The sequence below is a fragment of the Pedobacter sp. genome (assembly GCF_037719805.1).
Classification (GTDB): domain Bacteria; phylum Bacteroidota; class Bacteroidia; order Sphingobacteriales; family Sphingobacteriaceae; genus Pedobacter.
The window spans coordinates 512,176-532,533 of the sequence record NZ_JBBJLZ010000002.1; the positions used below are offsets into that span (position 1 = coordinate 512,176).

A 20,358-nucleotide genomic window follows, 5' to 3' on the forward strand; every position below is an offset into this window, starting at 1 on the left:
TTTATAAATCTAACTCTTCAAAAGAACTTGTATCCTCAATTTGGCTAGTACTTTTTTCCCATTCCAAATATTTACTTAACTCGCCAATAGTAGTAAATTTAAATAGTACCGAGATTGGTATTGATAATTCAAACTCTTTCTTAATATGGGAGACCATCTTAATAACCATTAAGGAGTGACCGCCTATTTCGAAAAAATTATCATGCACACTCACCCGTTCAACACCTAAAAGCTCCTTCCACATTTCCGCCAAGGTTAACTCAGTTTCCGTTTGCGGAGCAATGTACTCATCGCTTAATGGGTTACTAAATTCAATGTCAGGTAATGCTCGTTTATCAACCTTTCCATTTTTTGTAACCGGTAAATGTTCCAGTTCTATCCATAAGGCAGGCACCATATATTCCGGCAGTCGCTCCTTAAGGTAATTTACCAGATCTTCTTTTTTATATACATCTTGTGGTACTACATAGGCAATCAGTCTTTTATTACCTTCAGTGCTTTCTTTAGCTATAACTACAGCCTGCTTTATTTTATCATGCTCTTGCAGAACGCTCTCTATTTCGCCTAACTCAACCCTAAAGCCCCGAATTTTTACCTGTTCATCAATTCTTCCAATATATCTGATATTTCCATCAGGTAACCAGCTGCCTAAGTCGCCTGTCTTATATATCCTGGCATTAGGTTTACTACTAAATGGATTTTCTACAAATTTTTCAGCGGTTAACTCTTCGCGATTTAAATATCCGTTTGCCAAGCCTGCTCCTCCGATACAAATTTCGCCGGGAACGCCAATGGGTACTAACTTACCGTCCTTATTAATTATGTGTATGTTTAAATTATCAATTGGCCGGCCTATTGGGGGTAATATTGACCTGTCATCGTTATTTATTACATAACTGGTAACCACATGTGCCTCTGTTGGTCCATATTGATTGATAAATCTGATTCCGTTTTTGATGCCTAGATCTTGTATATCATTTGTTAGCTTCAACTGTTCTCCGGCTACAATAATTTGTTGTAGAGAAACTGGTCGATAACCTGCCTGGTTTATATATTCCGCAAGGTTTTTCAATACAATATAAGGAACAAACAAATGAGTGATAGCCTTCTTTTCTATCAATTTCACAATTTCACTCATGTCCCTTCTCCTATCTGCTCCTATCAAATATAGTTCGCTTCCGAAACAAAGCGTAGAAAATATTTCCTGAAAACTTACATCGAATGTAATACTCGCAAATTGTAAAACCCGTCTGCTATGAGTTTTAAATTGTTGCTCCTGCCACCATAGTAAATTCACTAAACTACTTACCGGCATTTTAACCCCCTTTGGTTTGCCTGTAGAACCAGAGGTATAAATTACATAAGCCAGATTATGAGGTTGAGCGGCAAGAGGAAGGTCTTGTGTGCTCTCCTGAGCAATAGCTTCTTTAGCTGCTTCCACATCAATGGCTTCCATCCCTTCTGGCAGAGGTAGACTCTTTAATATAGTGCCGCTGCTTAGCATAATGCCTGCGCCGCTGTCTTTCAGCATATAGCTGATTCTGTCGATCGGATACTCCGGGTCGATAGGAACATACGCAGCTCCGGCTTTAAGTATGCCAAGCACACCGATGATCATATTTAGACTCCGCTCTAAACAAACGGGAACCAGCGTCTCGGGGCCTGCTCCTCGCTTTTGCAGGTAACGGGCCAGTTGATTGGATCGCTCGTTTAACTCTTCATAGCTGAGTGTTTCTTCTTCAAATACTACCGCCGTGGCTCCGGAGCTCCGTCCTGCTTGTTCTTCAAATAAGCTTACGATTGTGGCTGCTTGAGGATATGCTGCTTCTGTTGCGTTAAAGTCCTGGAGTAACTGTTTTTCTTCGGCCGGGCTTAACATAATATGATCGCTGATCGCCTTGCCCGGATGGCTGACAATCGAGGTCAGCAGTCGTTGGAAGTGACCGGCCATCCGGCTAATCGTTTCCAGGCTATATAATTCTGTACTGTATTCTACCTGGCACTGAAGGCCATCAGATGTCTCTTGTGCTCCGAAGGTCAGATCGAATTTGGAGGTGGCGTGTCCTGTATCTTCTCCTCGCAACGCTACTTCACCTAAGCGCAGCTCAGGTACTTCGGGAGTATTCTGTAATAGAAACATGACCTGGAACAAGGGGCTTCGGCTCTGGTCCCGATCTTTTACTACGGCTTCCACTACACGCTCAAAAGGTACTTCCTGATGATTATAAGCTTCAAGCGTGGTAGCTTTTACGCTTTCTAAAAGTTCAAGGTAGCTCATCCGGCTGTTTAATTGGCTCCGAAGAGCCAGCGTATTGACAAAAAAGCCGATCAGGCCTTCGATCTCCAAGTGGCTGCGCCCTGCTACTGGGCTGCCTACGCAAATATCCTCCTGACCGCTGTAGCGATAAAGTAATACTTTAAAGGCAGAGAGCAGAGTCATATAAAGGGTGGCTCCTGAGGACAGACTGAGGTCTTTAAGCTGGCTGCTCAGGCTTATATCGAGCTGGAAATGGTACATCGCTCCTGCTCTGCCCTGGAGGGCAGGACGACTGTAATCGGTGGGTAACTGCAGCGGGCTTACGCCAGAGAGCTTGTTCTTCCAGTAATCGAGTTTCTTTTCCAGGATTCGGCCCTGAAGGTGGCTCCGCTGCCAGATGGCGTAATCGGCATACTGAACAGGTAAATGAGCTAAGCCGGCAGGCCGACCCTCGACATAAGATCGGTAAAGCTCAGCTACTTCTTTTACCAGCACTGAACGAGACCATCCGTCTGAGGCGATATGGTGCATCGTCACTACCAGCAGATGTTCTTCTGCAGCCTGGCTGATCAACTCCGCCCGAAGCATGTAGTCTGATGAGAGGTTAAAGGGGGCGGTGACTTGTTCCCGGATATGGGCCTCTAGCTGCTCGTGTGTCAGGTTATCCCCTTTGGTTTTGGCCAATTGCCATTCCGGGGCGCTCTGAATATACTGGTATCCCTGGCCTTCCTCCTGCCGGACTACCGTCCGAAGGATCTCATGCCGCTCAATGCAGCCTTTTAGGGCATGTTCAAGGGCTCGGATGTTTAAATTTCCTTGTAAACGGAGCACGGCTGGGATGTGATACTGCTGGCTCCCGCCGAGCTGATCGATAAACCACAGACGCTCCTGGCTGAAGGAGAGGGGGATTTGTGCCGGCCGCGGATCTACTGCCTTTATGCCCGGAAGGGTTTCTTCCTGCTGCTGCTGATCCAGATGGGCCGATAGCTGACCTACCGTGGGATAGTCAAAGATATCACTGATAGCTAACTCGGCTGAAAAGTTTTTTCGGATCACCGACATCAGGCGTACGGCCAGAAGTGAGTGTCCTCCTAGTTCAAAGAAATCATCATGCAGGCCTACCTGGTCTACTTCTAAGATATCTGCCCATATCACTGATAGCTGCTGCTGGGTTGCTGTAACGGGAGCGGTATAGCTTTCTCCTGCCTGACTTCCTGAATCGGGATCAGGCAGGGCGTGTCGGTCTACTTTTCCATTTGCTGTCCGGGGCAGGGCATCCAACTCTATGATATTAGAAGGGATCATATATTCGGGCAGCATTTTTTTCAAATAACCCATCAGCTCTTCTCTGGAAAAGCCGGCCTCAGTTACAATGTACCCTGCCAGTTTATTGTTCCCCTGCTTATCAGCATGGTTCAACACTACGACCTGGCTTACATAGCCGCTCTGCAGGATAGTGTTTTCTATCTCACCGGGTTCGATCCTGTAGCCTCGTATCTTTACCTGGTTGTCTACCCGTCCGATAAAGGTGATGTTTCCGTCTGTCTCGTATTTGACCTGGTCGCCGGTACTATAGAGCAGCGATGGCTCTTGGCTATTGAAGGGATCCGGAATAAACTTTTCGCTGCTTAAGGCTTCGTTATTTAAATATCCTCGGGCAAGGCCGAAGCCGCCAATGTATAGCTGGCCTGGTACCCCTATTGGACATAAGGAATTATCCCTGCTTAAAATGTAAACTCTGGTGTTGGAAAATGGTGTCCCGATTGGGATCGTCTGGTCATACTCCCGCTCTAAATCTACTTCGTGCAATAACTTCCCAATCGTCGTCTCTGTAGGACCGTAATGGTTCACGATACGACAGGTTGATCCGGATAGCCTGATTGATTCGATAATTCCCACTGGCAGCGCCTCTCCTCCGAATATAAGCAGTCGGTTAGGTAGTACTAAACTATTGTCAGGACTAAGGGCTTTCCAGTGTGAGGGGACTATCTTTAAACAATCAATATCATGTTCCTCAAAATAGTTATGAAGAGCCTCGGCATCGCTAACCGTCTCCTTAGAGAATATATGTAATGCGCCCCCAAATACCAGCCAACTAAAAAGCATGGTATTCCCTAAATCGGTTGCAGTGGTTGAAACCAGCGCAAAAGAACTACAGTTGTTAATACCCGTTCGGGCATCAAGGCCGAATACGTAGTCCAGCAGTTGACTGTGTTCTACCAATACGCCTTTGGGCATACCTGTAGAGCCGGAGGTATAGATTACATATGCTAAATGACTTGCTTTAGCGCTTATTTGAGGCCGATCTGTACTTTGCTGTCTCAGTGTTACACGGTCTCCGTCTAACTCAATCACCTCCAGCGTTGCCGCATATGGCAGTTTCCAAGAGCTCGTACTGCTGCTCACTACTATCCTGGCCTTTGTATCTTCGAGCATATAATTAATCCGATTCTGCGGATAATCAGTGTCTATAGGAACATAGGCACATCCTGCTTTCATGATTCCAAGGATGCCAACAATCATATCAGTGCTGCGTTCGATACATATTGGTATGAGGCTCTCAAGCTCTGCACCTTTGCTCAAAAGATAGTGGGCCAATTGGTTAGACCTAACCGCAAGTGACCGATACGTTAACTTCTCTCCCTCAAAAACTACCGCTACTGAGTCAGGACTCTTTAACGCCTGCTCTTCAAAAAAGTCTAGAATCGTTTTTTCTTTTGGGTATATTACATTAGAAGTGTTGATTCCAGATAGCAGGGTCTGTTGCTCTGACCTGCCAAGCATCTGTATTGATCCTACCTCCGCCTTTGGAAAGAAAGCGATCGACTCTAAAAGGGTCATAAAATGACCCGTCATTCGCTGTATTGTTTCTGTTTTGTATAAGTCGGTACTATATTGTACCATTCCTTGTAAGCCAGTGTTGGTTTCACTAATAAAGAACGTCAGATCGAACTTAACAGTTGTTTGTTCAAGGGCATAATCCGACAAATTGAGTTCACTGAACCTTAAGTCTGGAATGTCCGGAGTATTACCTAACACAAGCATCACCTGAAATAAAGGACTGCGACTGGGATCACGTTCACGAACCACTGCCTCTACCACTTTCTCAAAAGGTACCTCCTGGTGGTTGTAGGCCTCCAGGGTAGTTTCTTTAACCGATTGTAACACCGTGGTGAATGAACTGTCTCCGCTAAGCTCTGTTCTCAGAGCCAGCGTATTGACAAAGAAACCGATTAAACCTTCGATTTCATGGTGGCTGCGCCCTGCAACGGGGCTGCCTACACAAATATCTTCCTGTCCGCTGTACCGGTAAAGCAATATTTTGAACGCGGCAAGCAGGGTCATGTATAGAGTCACACCTTCGGCCTGGCTCAGTGCCTGAAGAGATGCTGATAGGTTTTGGTCGATGCTGAATGCGAATGAATCCCCGCGTGTGCTCTGAACGGCCGGCCGAACATAATCCGTAGGCAGCTGAAGAACACTTAACCCATCAAGCTTCGACTTCCAGTAAGACAGCTTGGAGGCTAGTATCTCGCCCTGCAGGTATGCTCGCTGCCACAGCGAATAGTCGGCATACTGGAGAGGAAGGGTTGGCAGATTGGGTTTGCGGCCCTCTTGATAGGAACTGTAAAGTTCTATCATTTCCCTGACCAATATCGAGCTTGACCAGGCATCGGAAGCAATGTGGTGAATCGTCACCACCAGAAGATGGTCTTCTTCTGCCTGACTGATCAGCAGAGCCCGTAGCATGTAATCTTTGCTCAAATCAAATGGTAAACTGATCTCGCCGCTGATATGTGAGGTAAGCTCTTCTTCTTTCCAGGAGGGGGCTGCTAACTCCCGAAGGCTCCACTGCCGGCCCGGACGGATATTCTGATAGGCCTGTCCTTCTTCTTCTCTAATCACCGTGCGCAATACTTCATGGCGCTCAATGATGGAGGCAAGGGACTGTGACAGGGCGCCTTTATCCAGCTTCCCACTTAGTCGCAGCACTGAAGGCAGGTGGTAATGGACACTTCCTCCTAACTGGTCTATAAACCACAACCGCTCCTGACTATAAGATAAGGGTATTAAGGAAGGACGAGGGCCAACTATAATAGCGGGCAGTACGGACTCTTGTTCCTGCTCTTCCAGATGCTTCGACAGCAAGGCAATGGTGGGGTATTGAAATAAAGATTTTATCGACAGCTCCTGATCAAGTTCACGTCTTACCGTAGAGATGACACGCATGGCAAGAAGGGAATGACCTCCCAGCTCGAAAAAGTTATCATGAATTCCTACCTGGTCAACATTAAGGAGCTGCTGCCAGATCCTGGCCAAGGAGATTTGGCTTTCTGTTACCGGAGCAACATACTGATCTTTTAACTGATCGCTCACATCGGGATCAGGTAAAGCCTTACGGTCTGCCTTGCCGCTGGATGTCAAAGGAAGTTCCCTGAGCTCTACCCACAACTGAGGTATCATATAATCCGGCAGACGGGAGGACAGGTAGGTTTGAATCTCTACTTTATCAAACGTGCTGCCTTCTGCTGGTACCGTATACCCTACCAAGCGATTATTGCCTTGTGCATCTTTGCGGGCCAATACTACGGCCTGGCTTACTGATGGATGCTCCTGCAATACACTCTCGATCTCGCCAAGCTCGATACGGTAACCGCGAATCTTGACCTGATGATCGATACGGCCAAGAAATTCGATGTTCCCATCAGGTAACCAGCGGCATAAATCTCCTGTCTTATATAAACGACCGCCTTCTAAACTGAAGGGATTACTTATGAACTTTTCTGCACTCAGTTCCGGACGGTTCAAATAGCCCCTCCCAACCTGCACTCCGCCGATCCACAACTCGCCTGCTACCCCAATGGGTAACAACTGGCCAACCTTATCTACAATATATACCGATACATTGGAAAGAGGCTTGCCAATCGGTAAATGATCGTTATTTTGAATACTAATTTCATGATATTCCAGGGCTGTTACTGTAGTTTCGGTGGGTCCGTACTTATTATAAAACTTAACTTTATCTTTCCATCTGGCAGCAAGGCCTTTTCTGCATACATCACCGCCGGCAATTACACGCCTTAAGCTCTTATAACTGCCTCCATTTATATTTTCCAGGAACAACGGGGTAGCGTGTAAATGGGTGATCGCTTTTTCTTGTAAAAAATCTTCAAAAAGTCTTGGATCTTGTTGTAATCCCTCTGCAAACATGATCAACGAACTGCCATTAAGCAAGGCTAAAAATATTTGCTCAACAGATGCATCAAAAGTGTAATTGGAAAATTGCAGTATGCGCTCATCTTCTCCGATATTAAAATACCTTCCCTGGGTATAAAGGAAGTTGGCTACTGATCCATGTTCAATCATTACCCCTTTTGGCCGACCTGTAGATCCCGAAGTATAGATTACATAAGCCAGGTTCGAAGATGATAAACCGGTCTCAGGGTTGTGTTCTGACTGATCGCTAAAATCAATCGTATCCAACTCAATAATCTGTATACCTCCTGCATGGTTCAGCTTCTCCTTACTTAAGCTGCTGCTCAAAACAAGGGTGGCTCCGGTATCTTCGAGCATATAATTAATAGGTTCAACAGGGTAACCCGGACCAATCGGTACATAGGCACAGCCTGCTTTGATGATACCTAAAATACCTACGATCATCTCAGCACTGCGTTCAATACATATGGGAATTAAGGTCTCACATTCTACTCCCTTGTTTAACAGGTAATGGGCAAGCTGGTTAGCTCTTGTATTAAGTGTTTTATAGGTTAGCTCAATTTCTTCATAGACTATTGCTACTGATTCAGGGGTTTTTAAAACCTGTTCCTCAAACAGAGCTGCAATTGTCTTATCGGGATAAGAAGCCTCTTGCCCGTTAAAATTTTTCAAAAGACGTTTCTTTTCGCGTGCTGTCAGCAAATTTATGGCACTTAGCCTGGCTTCACTATTCCTTAGTATCTGCCACAAGACATGTTCAAAATGTTCACTTATTTCCTGTACATACTCTTTCTTTAACAATCCGGAGTTGTAACTGAAACTGATGTTAATTTCTTCCCCAACAGCTATCCTGATGCTAAGCGGATAATTGACTTGTTCCTGTATCTGAACATTCTCAACTTGCAGACTCCATTGTGCTGATGAGATCACTTTACTTACCGGATAGTTTTCGAAGACCAGTAAACTGTCAAATAGATCTCCCTGAACTCCGGTCCAGCGCTGTATATCCTGTAAAGGAGTGTACTGGTACTGACGGGATGATACTTGGCCATTCTGAATAGCCTGCAACCACTCGGTGATTGGTTGATTTTCTTCAATTATTGAATGAAGAGGCAGAGTGTTAATATACATTCCTACGCGCTGCTCCACCCCAGGCAACTCTTCCGGCCGGCCGGATACGATCACTCCATAGAGGATATCTTTACTTCCAGTATAACGGTGCAGAAGGAAGGACCATATGCCCTGCATAATGGTATTCAAGGTCAGATGATGAGTATGTGCATAATCTGATATACGGGAAGTTTGCTTAAATCCAAAGCGTAAATGCTCAGCTTTATACACCCCCGCACCTTTTGTGCGCTCTAATGTTGCTCCTATAAAGGGAAGAAGAGTAGGCTGCTCTACCCGCTGTAAATACTTCTTCCAATAGAGTTCCGCAGCAAATTTATCCCTGCTTTCAATATACCTGATATAATCTTCATACCTGTCTTCTTCAAATCTTAGTGCTTCTATACCACTCGACAACAGATCGTAGGTATTTAAAAATTCTTCAAGAAGGATAGGCAAAGACCAGCCATCAAATAAAATATGATGGTAGGTCAAAAGCATCCTGTAACGGTCGGCACTTAAACGAATAAAAGCCAGTCGCATTAGTGGTGCATCCTTAAAGTCAAAGCCTCTAGCACGGTCGGCAAGCTGGTACTCTTCTAGTGCAATAAGTTGCTCGGAAGATGATATATTCCGATAGTCCAGTTCTGTTATTGGCAATGTGGCCTCCCGGTAAACACATTGTATTGGTACAGCAAATTCATCGTAATGAAAGCTACTCCGAAGTATACTATGACGGGCTAATAAATCATTCCAACTATTAAAAATAACTTTTGGATCTTTTACTCCAATCACATCACAACTAAGCTGCTCCACATATGAACCAGCTCTTCCATCGTAAAGACCATGAAATAGCATCCCTTGCTGCAAGCCACTTAACCCGTAGAGACCTGCTATCTGAGCTTCTCTCTTCTTTCCGTTAACTGGTTCCTCTAAAAATCTATCAAGTTCCTGATAAGTTATAACTGTACCCAGGCCATAATCCGAAGGAGTATAAACCACGCTTTTCTTACCTTGATCTATACAATGTGAGATTAGAGATTGCAGATTCTTCTGATAATTTTCAATCAGCGATTCTATGGTAGAGGTGTGATAATGAAGGGTGCTATATCGCCACTGAAGAACTAATTGCCCTTCTTGAACAGAACTGCTTACGAAGAGCTTTTCCCTCACTAGATGTAAATCGCTCTGGGAGGAACCCGATGACTCAATACTACTTTGCAATACACTATCTTCACTTAAGGTAGTATCAAGCTGTCCCAAATAGTTAAATATTATATCCCACGGATCAGTCTCTTGTAGTGCAGACTTCCCGGTAATATAGCGCAATACGCCGTAACCAACGCCTTTATCTGGCACTTGACGCAACAGTTCTTTGATCGTCTTTATCAGATCTCCATCTTCTTGCACAGCGCCTGTTTGAAGCAACACAGGATAAAGACTGGTAAACCACCCTACCGAACGACTGATATCAACCTTTTCAGAGATTTGTTCTCTTCCGTGTCCTTCAAGGCCGATGACAATAGCTTTAGTGTTCTGCCATTCACACAAAGTCTGGGCTAAAGCCGCTAGCAAGATGTCGTTAACCTCGGTATGATAAACCCGAGGAACCTCCTGTAATAATAGTCGTGTTTGGTCAGTATCCAAACTACGCATCACCTGACTTAAATTTTTTACCTGCACTTTTCTCTCGTACAGTTTATCAGTAATTAAAGGTTTGTAGTTTTTTAAAATCTTTGACCAGTAGGTTTCCTGAGCTAATATACTTTCGCTTTTTCCATACAACTCGAGAGCTTCATACCATTGGCGGTACGAACTGCTCTTGGGCCCAAGGTTGACAGACTGTTTATTTTTGATGCCCGCCAATAAGCGCTGTAGATCCTCTAGCACAATCCGCCAGGAAACCCCATCTATTGCCAGGTGATGGATGACGATTAATAAACGGTTATGGCTTTCAACGGATGGTGTCTGTATCCATAATATCCCTATAAGGCGACCTGTTGTGATGTCCAGACTTTGTTGAATACGGTCTGCGCACTCGAGTATACGGTTTGGCAGCGAGTCCATATCGATTAGCTGCAGATTTTCAGTTACCAGCTCTAATTGTCCTTTTCCATACTCCTGATACCACTCATTTTCTACTTTTGTATAAACAAATCGGAGCGCATCATGATGGTCAAGTAACTGCTGGAATGCATCTATAAGTATCGGAGTTGTTATACTCTTATCTATCTGTAATAAAACGCTTTGGTTAAAATAAGAAATCGGATCTTGAGATTGTTCTAAATACCAGCGTTGAATGGGCAGTAGCTTAGCAGATCCCTTTAATACTCCCTCTTCTCCCGATATGGTTGCAGCGGACCCAATCGATAACAACTTAGACAAGCGGCTTATTGTCTGTCTTGTAAATATATCTTTTGGCTGAAGCTCATAGCCGGCACTACGCATACGACTTATGACCTGTATTGTTAGAATCGAATCGCCCCCCAGCTCGAAAAAGTTATCATGAATTCCTATCTGGTCAACATTAAGGAGCTGCTGCCAGATCCTGGCCAAGGCGATTTGACTTTCTGTTACGGGAGCAACATACTGATCTTTTAACTGATCGCTCACATCAGGATCAGGTAAAGCCTTACGGTCTGCCTTGCCGCTTGATGTTAAAGGAAGTTCCCTGAGCTCTACCCACAACTGAGGTATCATATAATCCGGCAAACGGGAGGACAGGTAGGTTTGAATCTCTACTTTATCAAACGTGCTGCCTTCTGCTGGTACCGTATACCCTACCAAGCGATTATTGCCTTGTGCATCTTTGCGGGCCAATACTACGGCCTGGCTTACTGATGGATGCTCCTGCAATACACTCTCGATCTCGCCAAGCTCGATACGGTAACCGCGAATCTTGACCTGATGATCGATACGGCCAAGAAATTCGATGTTCCCATCAGGTAACCAGCGGCATAAATCTCCTGTCTTATATAAACGACCGCCTTCTAAACTGAAGGGATTACTTATGAACTTTTCTGCACTCAGTTCCGGACGGTTCAAATAGCCCCTCCCAACCTGCACTCCGCCGATCCACAACTCGCCTGGTACCCCAATGGGTACCAACTGGCCAACCTTATCTACAATATATACCGATACGTTAGAAAGAGGCTTGCCAATCGGCACTATACTAACATCCTCTGCCTCAGCCGGCATGCTCCAGTAAGTTACATCTATGGCTGCCTCTGTTGGCCCATATAAATTATGCAACTCTGAAGATGGTAATTTTTCTTTGAATAAGGCTGCCTGAGCTGGGCTTAACACTTCCCCGCTGCATAATACTCGTTTCAGACCGGGACATTCTCCTTCCTGAAATTCAGTTAAAAAGGCGCTTAACATCGATGGCACAAAATGCAGCATCGTTATCTTTTCCCTGTTAATAATATCTTTTAAATACTCGTTGTCTTTATGACCTCCCGGCTTGGCAAATACCAGCCTGGCTCCTGCAAGTAAAGGCCATAAAAGCTCCCATACTGAAACGTCAAAACTATAGGTGGTTTTTTGTAGAATCGAATCTTCACTGCTTAGTCTGAAATAATCCTGTGCCCATGCCAACCGGTTTACAATCCCCCGGTGTTCATTCATCGTTCCCTTGGGTTTACCGGTAGATCCGGATGTATAGATCACATACGCTAGATCTGAAGATGATAAACCAGTATCAGGATTCAGCTCAGGCTGATCTTTGAGATCTATTGTACGCAGATCGATGATCTCTTCGTCCTTTAACTGGCTTAGTTTCCATTTAGTTGACCGGCTGCTTAACACCAAAGATGCCTGAGTATCCTCAAGCATATAATTGATACGTTCTTGAGGATAATCCGGGTCTATAGGAACATAGGCACATCCGGCCTTTAGGATTCCCAAAATGCCTACAATCATTTCAGTGCTACGCTCAATACATATTGGAATGAGTTGCCCGCGTGCTGCTCCCTTGCTCAATAGGTAATGAGCAAGCTGGTTTGCTCTTATATTTAGAGAATTATAAGTTAGCTGGGTATCCTCAAATGCTACTGCTATGGCATCCGGACTCTCCAATACCTGTTTTTCAAACAGGTCTGTAATTGTTTTATCTATAGGATAGGAACTCTTTGGTCCCTGGAATTCTTCCAGAAGCATCGACCTTTCCGAACCACTTAGCAAATCAAAGGATCTTATTTCCCCTGAAGGAAATCTTATTATAGAGTCCAGCAGGTTTGCAAAGTGGGTGGTCATCCGCTGTATGGTCTGTTGTGAGTACAGGTCAGTATTGTATTCGACTGATCCCTGAAGACCGTTATTAGTCTCAATCATATTAAAAGACATCTCAAACTTGGAAATATCTTGACTGAAAACTTTCGGACTTAAGGACACCTCTCCCAAGCGAAGCTCTGGAACATCAGGGGTGTTCTGTAACACAAGCATGACCTGGAAGAGCGGACTGCGACTGGGATCACGTTCACGAACCACTGCCTCTACCACTTTCTCAAAAGGTACCTCCTGGTGGTTGTAGGCCTCCAGGGTAGTTTCTTTAACCGATTGTAACACCGTGGTGAATGAACTGTCTCCGCTAAGCTCTGTTCTCAGAGCCAGCGTATTGACAAAGAAACCGATTAAACCTTCGATTTCATGGTGGCTGCGCCCTGCAACGGGGCTGCCTACACAAATATCTTCCTGTCCGCTGTACCGGTAAAGCAATATTTTGAACGCGGCAAGCAGGGTCATGTATAGAGTCACACCTTCGGCCTGGCTCAGTGCCTGAAGAGATGCTGATAGGTTTTGGTCGATGCTGAATGCGAATGAATCCCCGCGTGTGCTCTGAACGGCCGGCCGAACATAATCCGTAGGCAGCTGAAGAACACTTAACCCATCAAGCTTCGACTTCCAGTAAGACAGCTTGGAGGCTAGTATCTCGCCCTGCAGGTATGCTCGCTGCCACAGCGAATAGTCGGCATACTGGAGAGGAAGGGTTGGCAGATTGGGTTTGCGGCCCTCTTGATAGGAACTGTAAAGTTCTATCATTTCCCTGACCAATATCGAGCTTGACCAGGCATCGGAAGCAATGTGGTGAATCGTCACCACCAGAAGATGGTCTTCTTCTGCCTGACTGATCAGCAGAGCCCGTAGCATGTAATCTTTGCTCAAATCAAATGGTAAACTGATCTCGCCGCTGATATGTGAGGTAAGCTCTTCTTCTTTCCAGGAGGGGGCTGCTAACTCCCGAAGGCTCCACTGCCGGCCCGGACGGATATTCTGATAGGCCTGTCCTTCTTCTTCTCTAATCACCGTGCGCAATACTTCATGGCGCTCAATGATGGAGGCAAGGGACTGTGACAGGGCGCCTTTATCCAGCTTCCCACTTAGTCGCAGCACTGAAGGCAGGTGGTAATGGACACTTCCTCCTAACTGGTCTATAAACCACAACCGCTCCTGACTATAAGATAAGGGTATTAAGGAAGGACGAGGGCCAACTATAATAGCGGGCAGTACGGACTCTTGTTCCTGCTCTTCCAGATGCTTCGACAGCAAGGCAATGGTGGGGTATTGAAATAAAGATTTTATCGACAGCTCCTGATCAAGTTCACGTCTTACCGTAGAGATGACACGCATGGCAAGAAGGGAATGACCTCCCAGCTCGAAAAAGTTATCATGAATTCCTACCTGGTCAACATTAAGGAGCTGCTGCCAGATCCTGGCCAAGGAGATTTGGCTTTCTGTTACCGGAGCAACATACTGATCTTTTAACTGATCGCTCACATCGGGATCAGGTAAAGCCTTACGGTCTGCCTTGCCGCTGGATGTCAAAGGAAGTTCCCTGAGCTCTACCCACAACTGAGGTATCATATAATCCGGCAGACGGGAGGACAGGTAGGTTTGAATCTCTACTTTATCAAACGTGCTGCCTTCTGCTGGTACCGTATACCCTACCAAGCGATTATTGCCTTGTGCATCTTTGCGGGCCAATACTACGGCCTGGCTTACTGATGGATGCTCCTGCAATACACTCTCGATCTCGCCAAGCTCGATACGGTAACCGCGAATCTTGACCTGATGATCGATACGGCCAAGAAATTCGATGTTCCCATCAGGTAACCAGCGGCATAAATCTCCTGTCTTATATAAACGACCGCCTTCTAAACTGAAGGGATTACTTATGAACTTTTCTGCACTCAGTTCCGGACGGTTCAAATAGCCCCTCCCAACCTGCACTCCGCCGATCCACAACTCGCCTGCTACCCCAATGGGTAACAACTGGCCAACCTTATCTACAATATATACCGATACATTCGAAAGAGGCTTGCCGATTGATATGCGTCCATGTTCATCAATTGGGTTTTCTGATAAGACTGCGCACACAGTGTTTTCAGTTGGGCCATAAGCGTTAATTACTTTTACTCCTTTTTTCTGTAATGCCGTTACGTGTCCAGTATTAAGAATCTCACCCGCTGATACAATCGTTTTTACACTGAATATATCATCTCTAAGCATGGATTGATAGCTTGGAGGAAGTGTTATCAATTCTATCTGATGCTTTTTAAGAATATTTCCAAGTGCTTTCACATCCAAAAGCGTTTCTTTTCTGGCTAACACTAGTTTTCCCCCGGATAACAGAGTACAGAAAATCTCGTAGCAGGAAGCGTCGAAACTAAAAGATGCAAATTGAAAAACACTAATACCTGTGTGTAATTCCAAAGGTTTAATTTGGGTATATGTCAGATTAACGACCCCACCGTGCTCAATCATTACCCCCTTAGGCTTACCGGTAGATCCGGAAGTATAAATCACATACGCTAGGTTACGTGGAAAACTAACGTCGGGTAGATTCGTTAACTCGTGACGGTCAATCTTTTCCTGATCTTTTCCATCAAGCTCTATGAGTGTAATACCTTCGTGGTCAGTAATCTTGCCTCTGCATTCAAGACTCGTTATCAATAGGTTAGCTTTAGTATCCTCAAGCATAAAGTTTATCCGTTCTTGCGGATATTCCGGATCAATTGGAACATAGGCCCCGCCGGCTTTGAGTATGCCAAGAATCCCTATGATCATATCTAACCCACGTTCCAGACATATGGCCACCAGTGTTTCAGCTTTTACTCCTTTGATTTGAAGGTAACGAGCCAACTGATTTGACCGTTCATTCAACTGCCGGTAAGTCATTTCCTTGTCTTCAAACACTAAGGCAAGAGCATGAGGATTTATAATTACCTGTTTATAAAATAGGCTGACAATGGTCTCATCAGTGGGAAATTGAGCCGGGTAACCACTAAACTCATTAAGAAGCTGATTTTTCTCGGAATCACCGAGCAATGTTAAAGAACTAATTTGCTGGTCAGGATTATTCAATATCGAATGCAATAGAGTGGTGTAATGGCCAATCATGCGTTCAATAGTCTCTTTGCGGTACAGGTCGGTATTGTACTCCACATAGCATTCAAGTCCTAATACTGTGGTGGTCAGTGTAAACGTGAGATCAAATTTCGAGGTAGTATTTGCAAACTCTTCAGAAGTCAATTTTACCTCTCCAAGGTCGAGTTTCGGAATATAAGGTGTATTCTGGAGTACCAGCATTACCTGGAAAAGAGGGCTGCGGCTCTGATCCCGATCTTTAACCACCGCTTCCACAACCTTCTCAAATGGCGCATCTTGATATTTATAAGCTTCCAGCGCTATATCTCTTATGTTTTGTAGGAGATTCTTAAACGTAGGGTCACCTCCCAAATCGCTCCGTAATGCCAGGGTATTCACAAAGAACCCAACCATGTTCTCTGTTTCACGCAGAGTCCTGTTAGCAATTGGAGTTCCTACACATATGTCTTCCTGTCCGCTATAGCGATGAAGCAATACCTTGAAGGCAGAAAGAAGGGTCATGAACAAAGTAACATTCTGCTTCTGGCTAAACGATTGAAGTTGTTCCGTAAAGTCCTTATCAATACTAAAACCTACTGTTGCGCCATGCATGTTTCGTACGATTGGCCGCCTATAATCTAATGGTAGTTCCAAGGGTTTAAGTCCACTAAGCTTGGTTTTCCAATAGTTCAGTTTTTGCTCCAATAAAGCTCCTTGTAGGTTCTCACGCTGCCATACTGAATAATCTGCATACTGCAAAGGAAGGGGAGAAAGCGAGGAAGGACGGTTTTGCTTGTAAATGTTGTAAAGTTCCGCCACCTCTTTTACAATAATAGACATCGACCAGGCATCCGAGGCAATATGGTGCATGGTCACTATTAAAATGTATTCTTCTTTACCTAAACTGACCAACTCTGCTCGTAGCATATAGTCAGAAGACAAGTCGAATGGCATAAGGATCTGCTTTTGAATATAGGCCTGTAATAAGGCTTCATTCTCAACATAAGCTTTTCCATCTAATTTTGACATCCCCCATGTTTGGGCGCTTATAATTCCCTGATAACCAAGCCCTTCCTTCTCAAGAACAACTGTTCTCAAGATCTCGTGACGCTCAACGATAGCTTTAAAGGCCGACTCTAAAGCTGACACACTCAGCTTCCCACGCAAGCGTAACACTGCTGGAAGATGATATTGAACACTGCCTTCTAATTGGTCAATAAACCATAACCGCTCCTGGCTAAAAGATAAAGGAATAGACCCTACGTTGTGTTGCAGTGGCTTAATTGGCAGAAGATGTTGCTCTTGTTGCTGCCCCAGCTGAGCTGCCAATCCGGCAATTGTAGGATGGATAAACAGGCTTTTTATGGGCAGCTCCAAAGCTAATTCTTGCCGGATAGCTGATACTACCTGCATGCCCAGAAGTGAATGGCCTCCTAGTGCGAAAAAATTATCATGGACCCCAACTTGTTCAATCTGCAATACTTGCTGCCAGATTACAGAAAGCGCCTTTTCCAAATCGTTACGAGGTGCAGTATATTGCGCATGCAACAAGTCCGTTTCTTCAGGATTAGGAAGAGCTTTACGGTCAATCTTTCCATTGAGAGTTAATGGGAAATGCTCCATTTCCACCCATAATGCAGGCACCATGTAATGCGGTACCTTTTTTTGCAGGTAGTTTTGAATTGCTTCCTTATCAAGTTTATCTCCCGGAACGATATAAGCTATCAAACGCATATTTCCTGTTATATCTTCCTTGGCTAATACAACCGCCTGCTTTACCGCACTATTTTGCATTAGTACGTTTTCAATTTCACCGGGTTCAATTCTAAAGCCCCTTATCTTTACCTGATAATCGATCCGGTTTAAATATTCTATATTTCCATCAGGTAACCATCTTCCCAAATCACCCGTTTTATAGATTTTAGGCCCAGCTTCTGGACTAAAAGGATCGGCTAGAAAATTTTTATCTGTTAATTCTAATTGATTTAAATATCCTCTTGCCAGACCAGAACCTCCTATGTAAATCTCACCAGAAACACCAATCGGACACAATTCTTTATCCTGACTAAGTATATATATGTAGGTATTGGATATTGGCTTACCAATAAGGATAGGAGCGTTTTTCTTTAAGCGGTAGACCGTACTGTAAGTGGTGTCTTCTGTTGGGCCGTATAAGTTACGGATTTCTGTTTTTTCAGTATCTATTTTTTGTAAGATGTTTAAAGGAACAGGCTCACCGGCCATATTAATAACCGAGGCGAGGTTCAAGGCTATACGTTCATTTAATAAGCTGTCTACAACACTTGGTACCGTATTAATCAGAACCGATGGATCTTTTGATAGATATTTTCCAATCTCTAATCCGTTTTCAAGTATGCGTAATGTTTTACCTACGGTTAACGGATAAAATAATTCAAATACTGATAAATCAAAACAAATAGAGGTTGTAGCGTAAACAGTTTCAAAAATACTACCAGAAAACTCCCGGCGACACCAGTTAAGGAATGAAAACGCATTGGAATGCTCAATCATTACACCTTTAGGAATGCCTGTAGAGCCTGAAGTATAAACTACGTAGGCAAGTGTGTGAGGCCGTGTTGTTCCTTTTAAATTACTTGTCGGCTGGTTTGCTATTTTTATTTGATTAATGCCGTCCAGTTCAATTACTGTAACTCCTTTACAATCGGGCAAACTAGCTCGACTATAGACACTACTTATTATTAAAGTTGCATGGGTATCTTCAAGCATATAACTTATACGCTCTTTTGGGTATTCAGGATCAATCGGAACGTATGCTGCGCCGGATTTCAAAATACCAAGAATACCAATTAACATGTTAATATTGCGATCAAGACATACTGGCACAAGTGTTTCGGCGGTAACGCCCTTACTTTGCAGATAATGCGCCAGCTGATTAGAACGTTCATTTAGTTCTGCATAACTAATTTGTGCTTCTTCATTTAAGACGGCGATTTTATAAGGGGTTCTTTCAATCTGCTGTTCAATCAAGTCAACTAACGTTTCATTTGACGAATACGGATATGCAGGTGAATTGTAAGAAGATAGTAAGGCTAGCTCTTTAGAGGGAAGTATTTGAATACTTCCAATAGTATCGTTCAGTTTTTCAGAAAACTGTTCAATTATATAAATAATACGCTTGGTGAATAGCTCTGCTTCTTCAGCGCTAAAGTACTCCTGACTGAAATGAACCTGAAGCTCTAGTGCCTGCTGTGTGCCATAATCGCGCCAAGCTAGCTGTAAAGGAGTTCGCTCATCCTCGTTGGCTAAACGGACAATGCTTGATTGTAATTGTTCATTAAAGTTTAGTTCGAAATTTAAAGGCTCATAATTAACAACAACATCATAAAAATAACCGTCAGAGTTATTAACTTTTAAATGTCTGCTTATTTCTCCGATAGGGTAATTCTGATGGCGATAATCTGTTTTCTGAATACCGGAAATTTCAGTTAAAAAATCCTTTAAAATTCTTTGTTTCTGAAAACGCCCTTTAAAAGGAAGGATGCCGCTGAACATTCCCACAATATTCCGTAAGACTCTGGATCCGCGTTTATGGATAGGCACGCCGAATACAAATTCATCTTCTCCGGTTGTTTTACCAAAATAAATAAGTAATGCTGCAAGAGTTAATTGTTGCAAACTGGCTTTTGTATTCAGTTGTAATTCTTCAAGCAGTTGCCTTTTATCATTAGTGAGAATAAATTTGTAGATAGATGTGCTTCCGTTTAAGTTATTTAGATGGAAACGTTTTTTTTGAAGCAGCTTTTCCGGTTTATTTAATATCCTTTCTTTCCAATAGGAAGCATCGGTTTTAAAATCAGAAGAGTGTAAATATTGAGTAGCTTTAATTGCCTCATCTTTGTAGGAAGGATATGAAAACTCAAGGTTATTTTCAGCTATTAAAGATTGATACTTCTTAGAGATATATTGTATCCAAACAACAAAGCCATAACCATCAGTAATTAAGTGGTGATACTTGCCAAAAAACCAATGCTCATTGTCGGAAATTTTTAATAAGTATTGTTCAAAAGGGGGAGTATCAAGGTTTAAAAGTAAGGGTGTATTGAACCTGCTTTGTGCCCAAATCTTTGCCTCCTCTTCTGAGTTCTCTTTTTTACTAAAGTCGAGCTCAGATAAATTATATGTGGTATAATCCTCTTCGTAATGACATAAATAATCTGGTTTGTCCAGCTTGAATCTTAATTTAAAACAATCAAATACTGCAGGAGCCGAATTAATTGTTTCATAAAATTTTGCTTTATCTAATTTCCCTCGTAATACAATATAGCCCCCTATATTATATAAGGGGCTATCCATATTTAGAAATTGGTCTGTATAAACCTCCTGCTGTGCAGGGTGCAAAGGAAAATGGGTATCTGACATATGAGAACGCT

1 protein-coding gene is annotated in these 20,358 nt (G+C 43.8%); it reads right to left on the reverse strand.

Annotated elements, in window-relative coordinates; genetic code table 11:
- Position 1: 1 nt before the first annotated feature.
- Complete coding sequence (locus WKF66_RS07325; RefSeq protein ID WP_489673774.1) at positions 2-20,347, reverse strand: non-ribosomal peptide synthetase; 20,346 nt, start codon at positions 20,345-20,347, stop codon at positions 2-4.
- Between the last annotated feature and the right edge of the window lie 11 nt (positions 20,348-20,358).

Bases quoted from the DNA above. Each gene is read 5' to 3' on its own strand.
- WKF66_RS07325 (WP_489673774.1), bottom strand. From the start codon at position 20,347: ATGTCAGATACCCATTTTCCTTTGCACCCTGCACAGCAGGAGGTTTAT.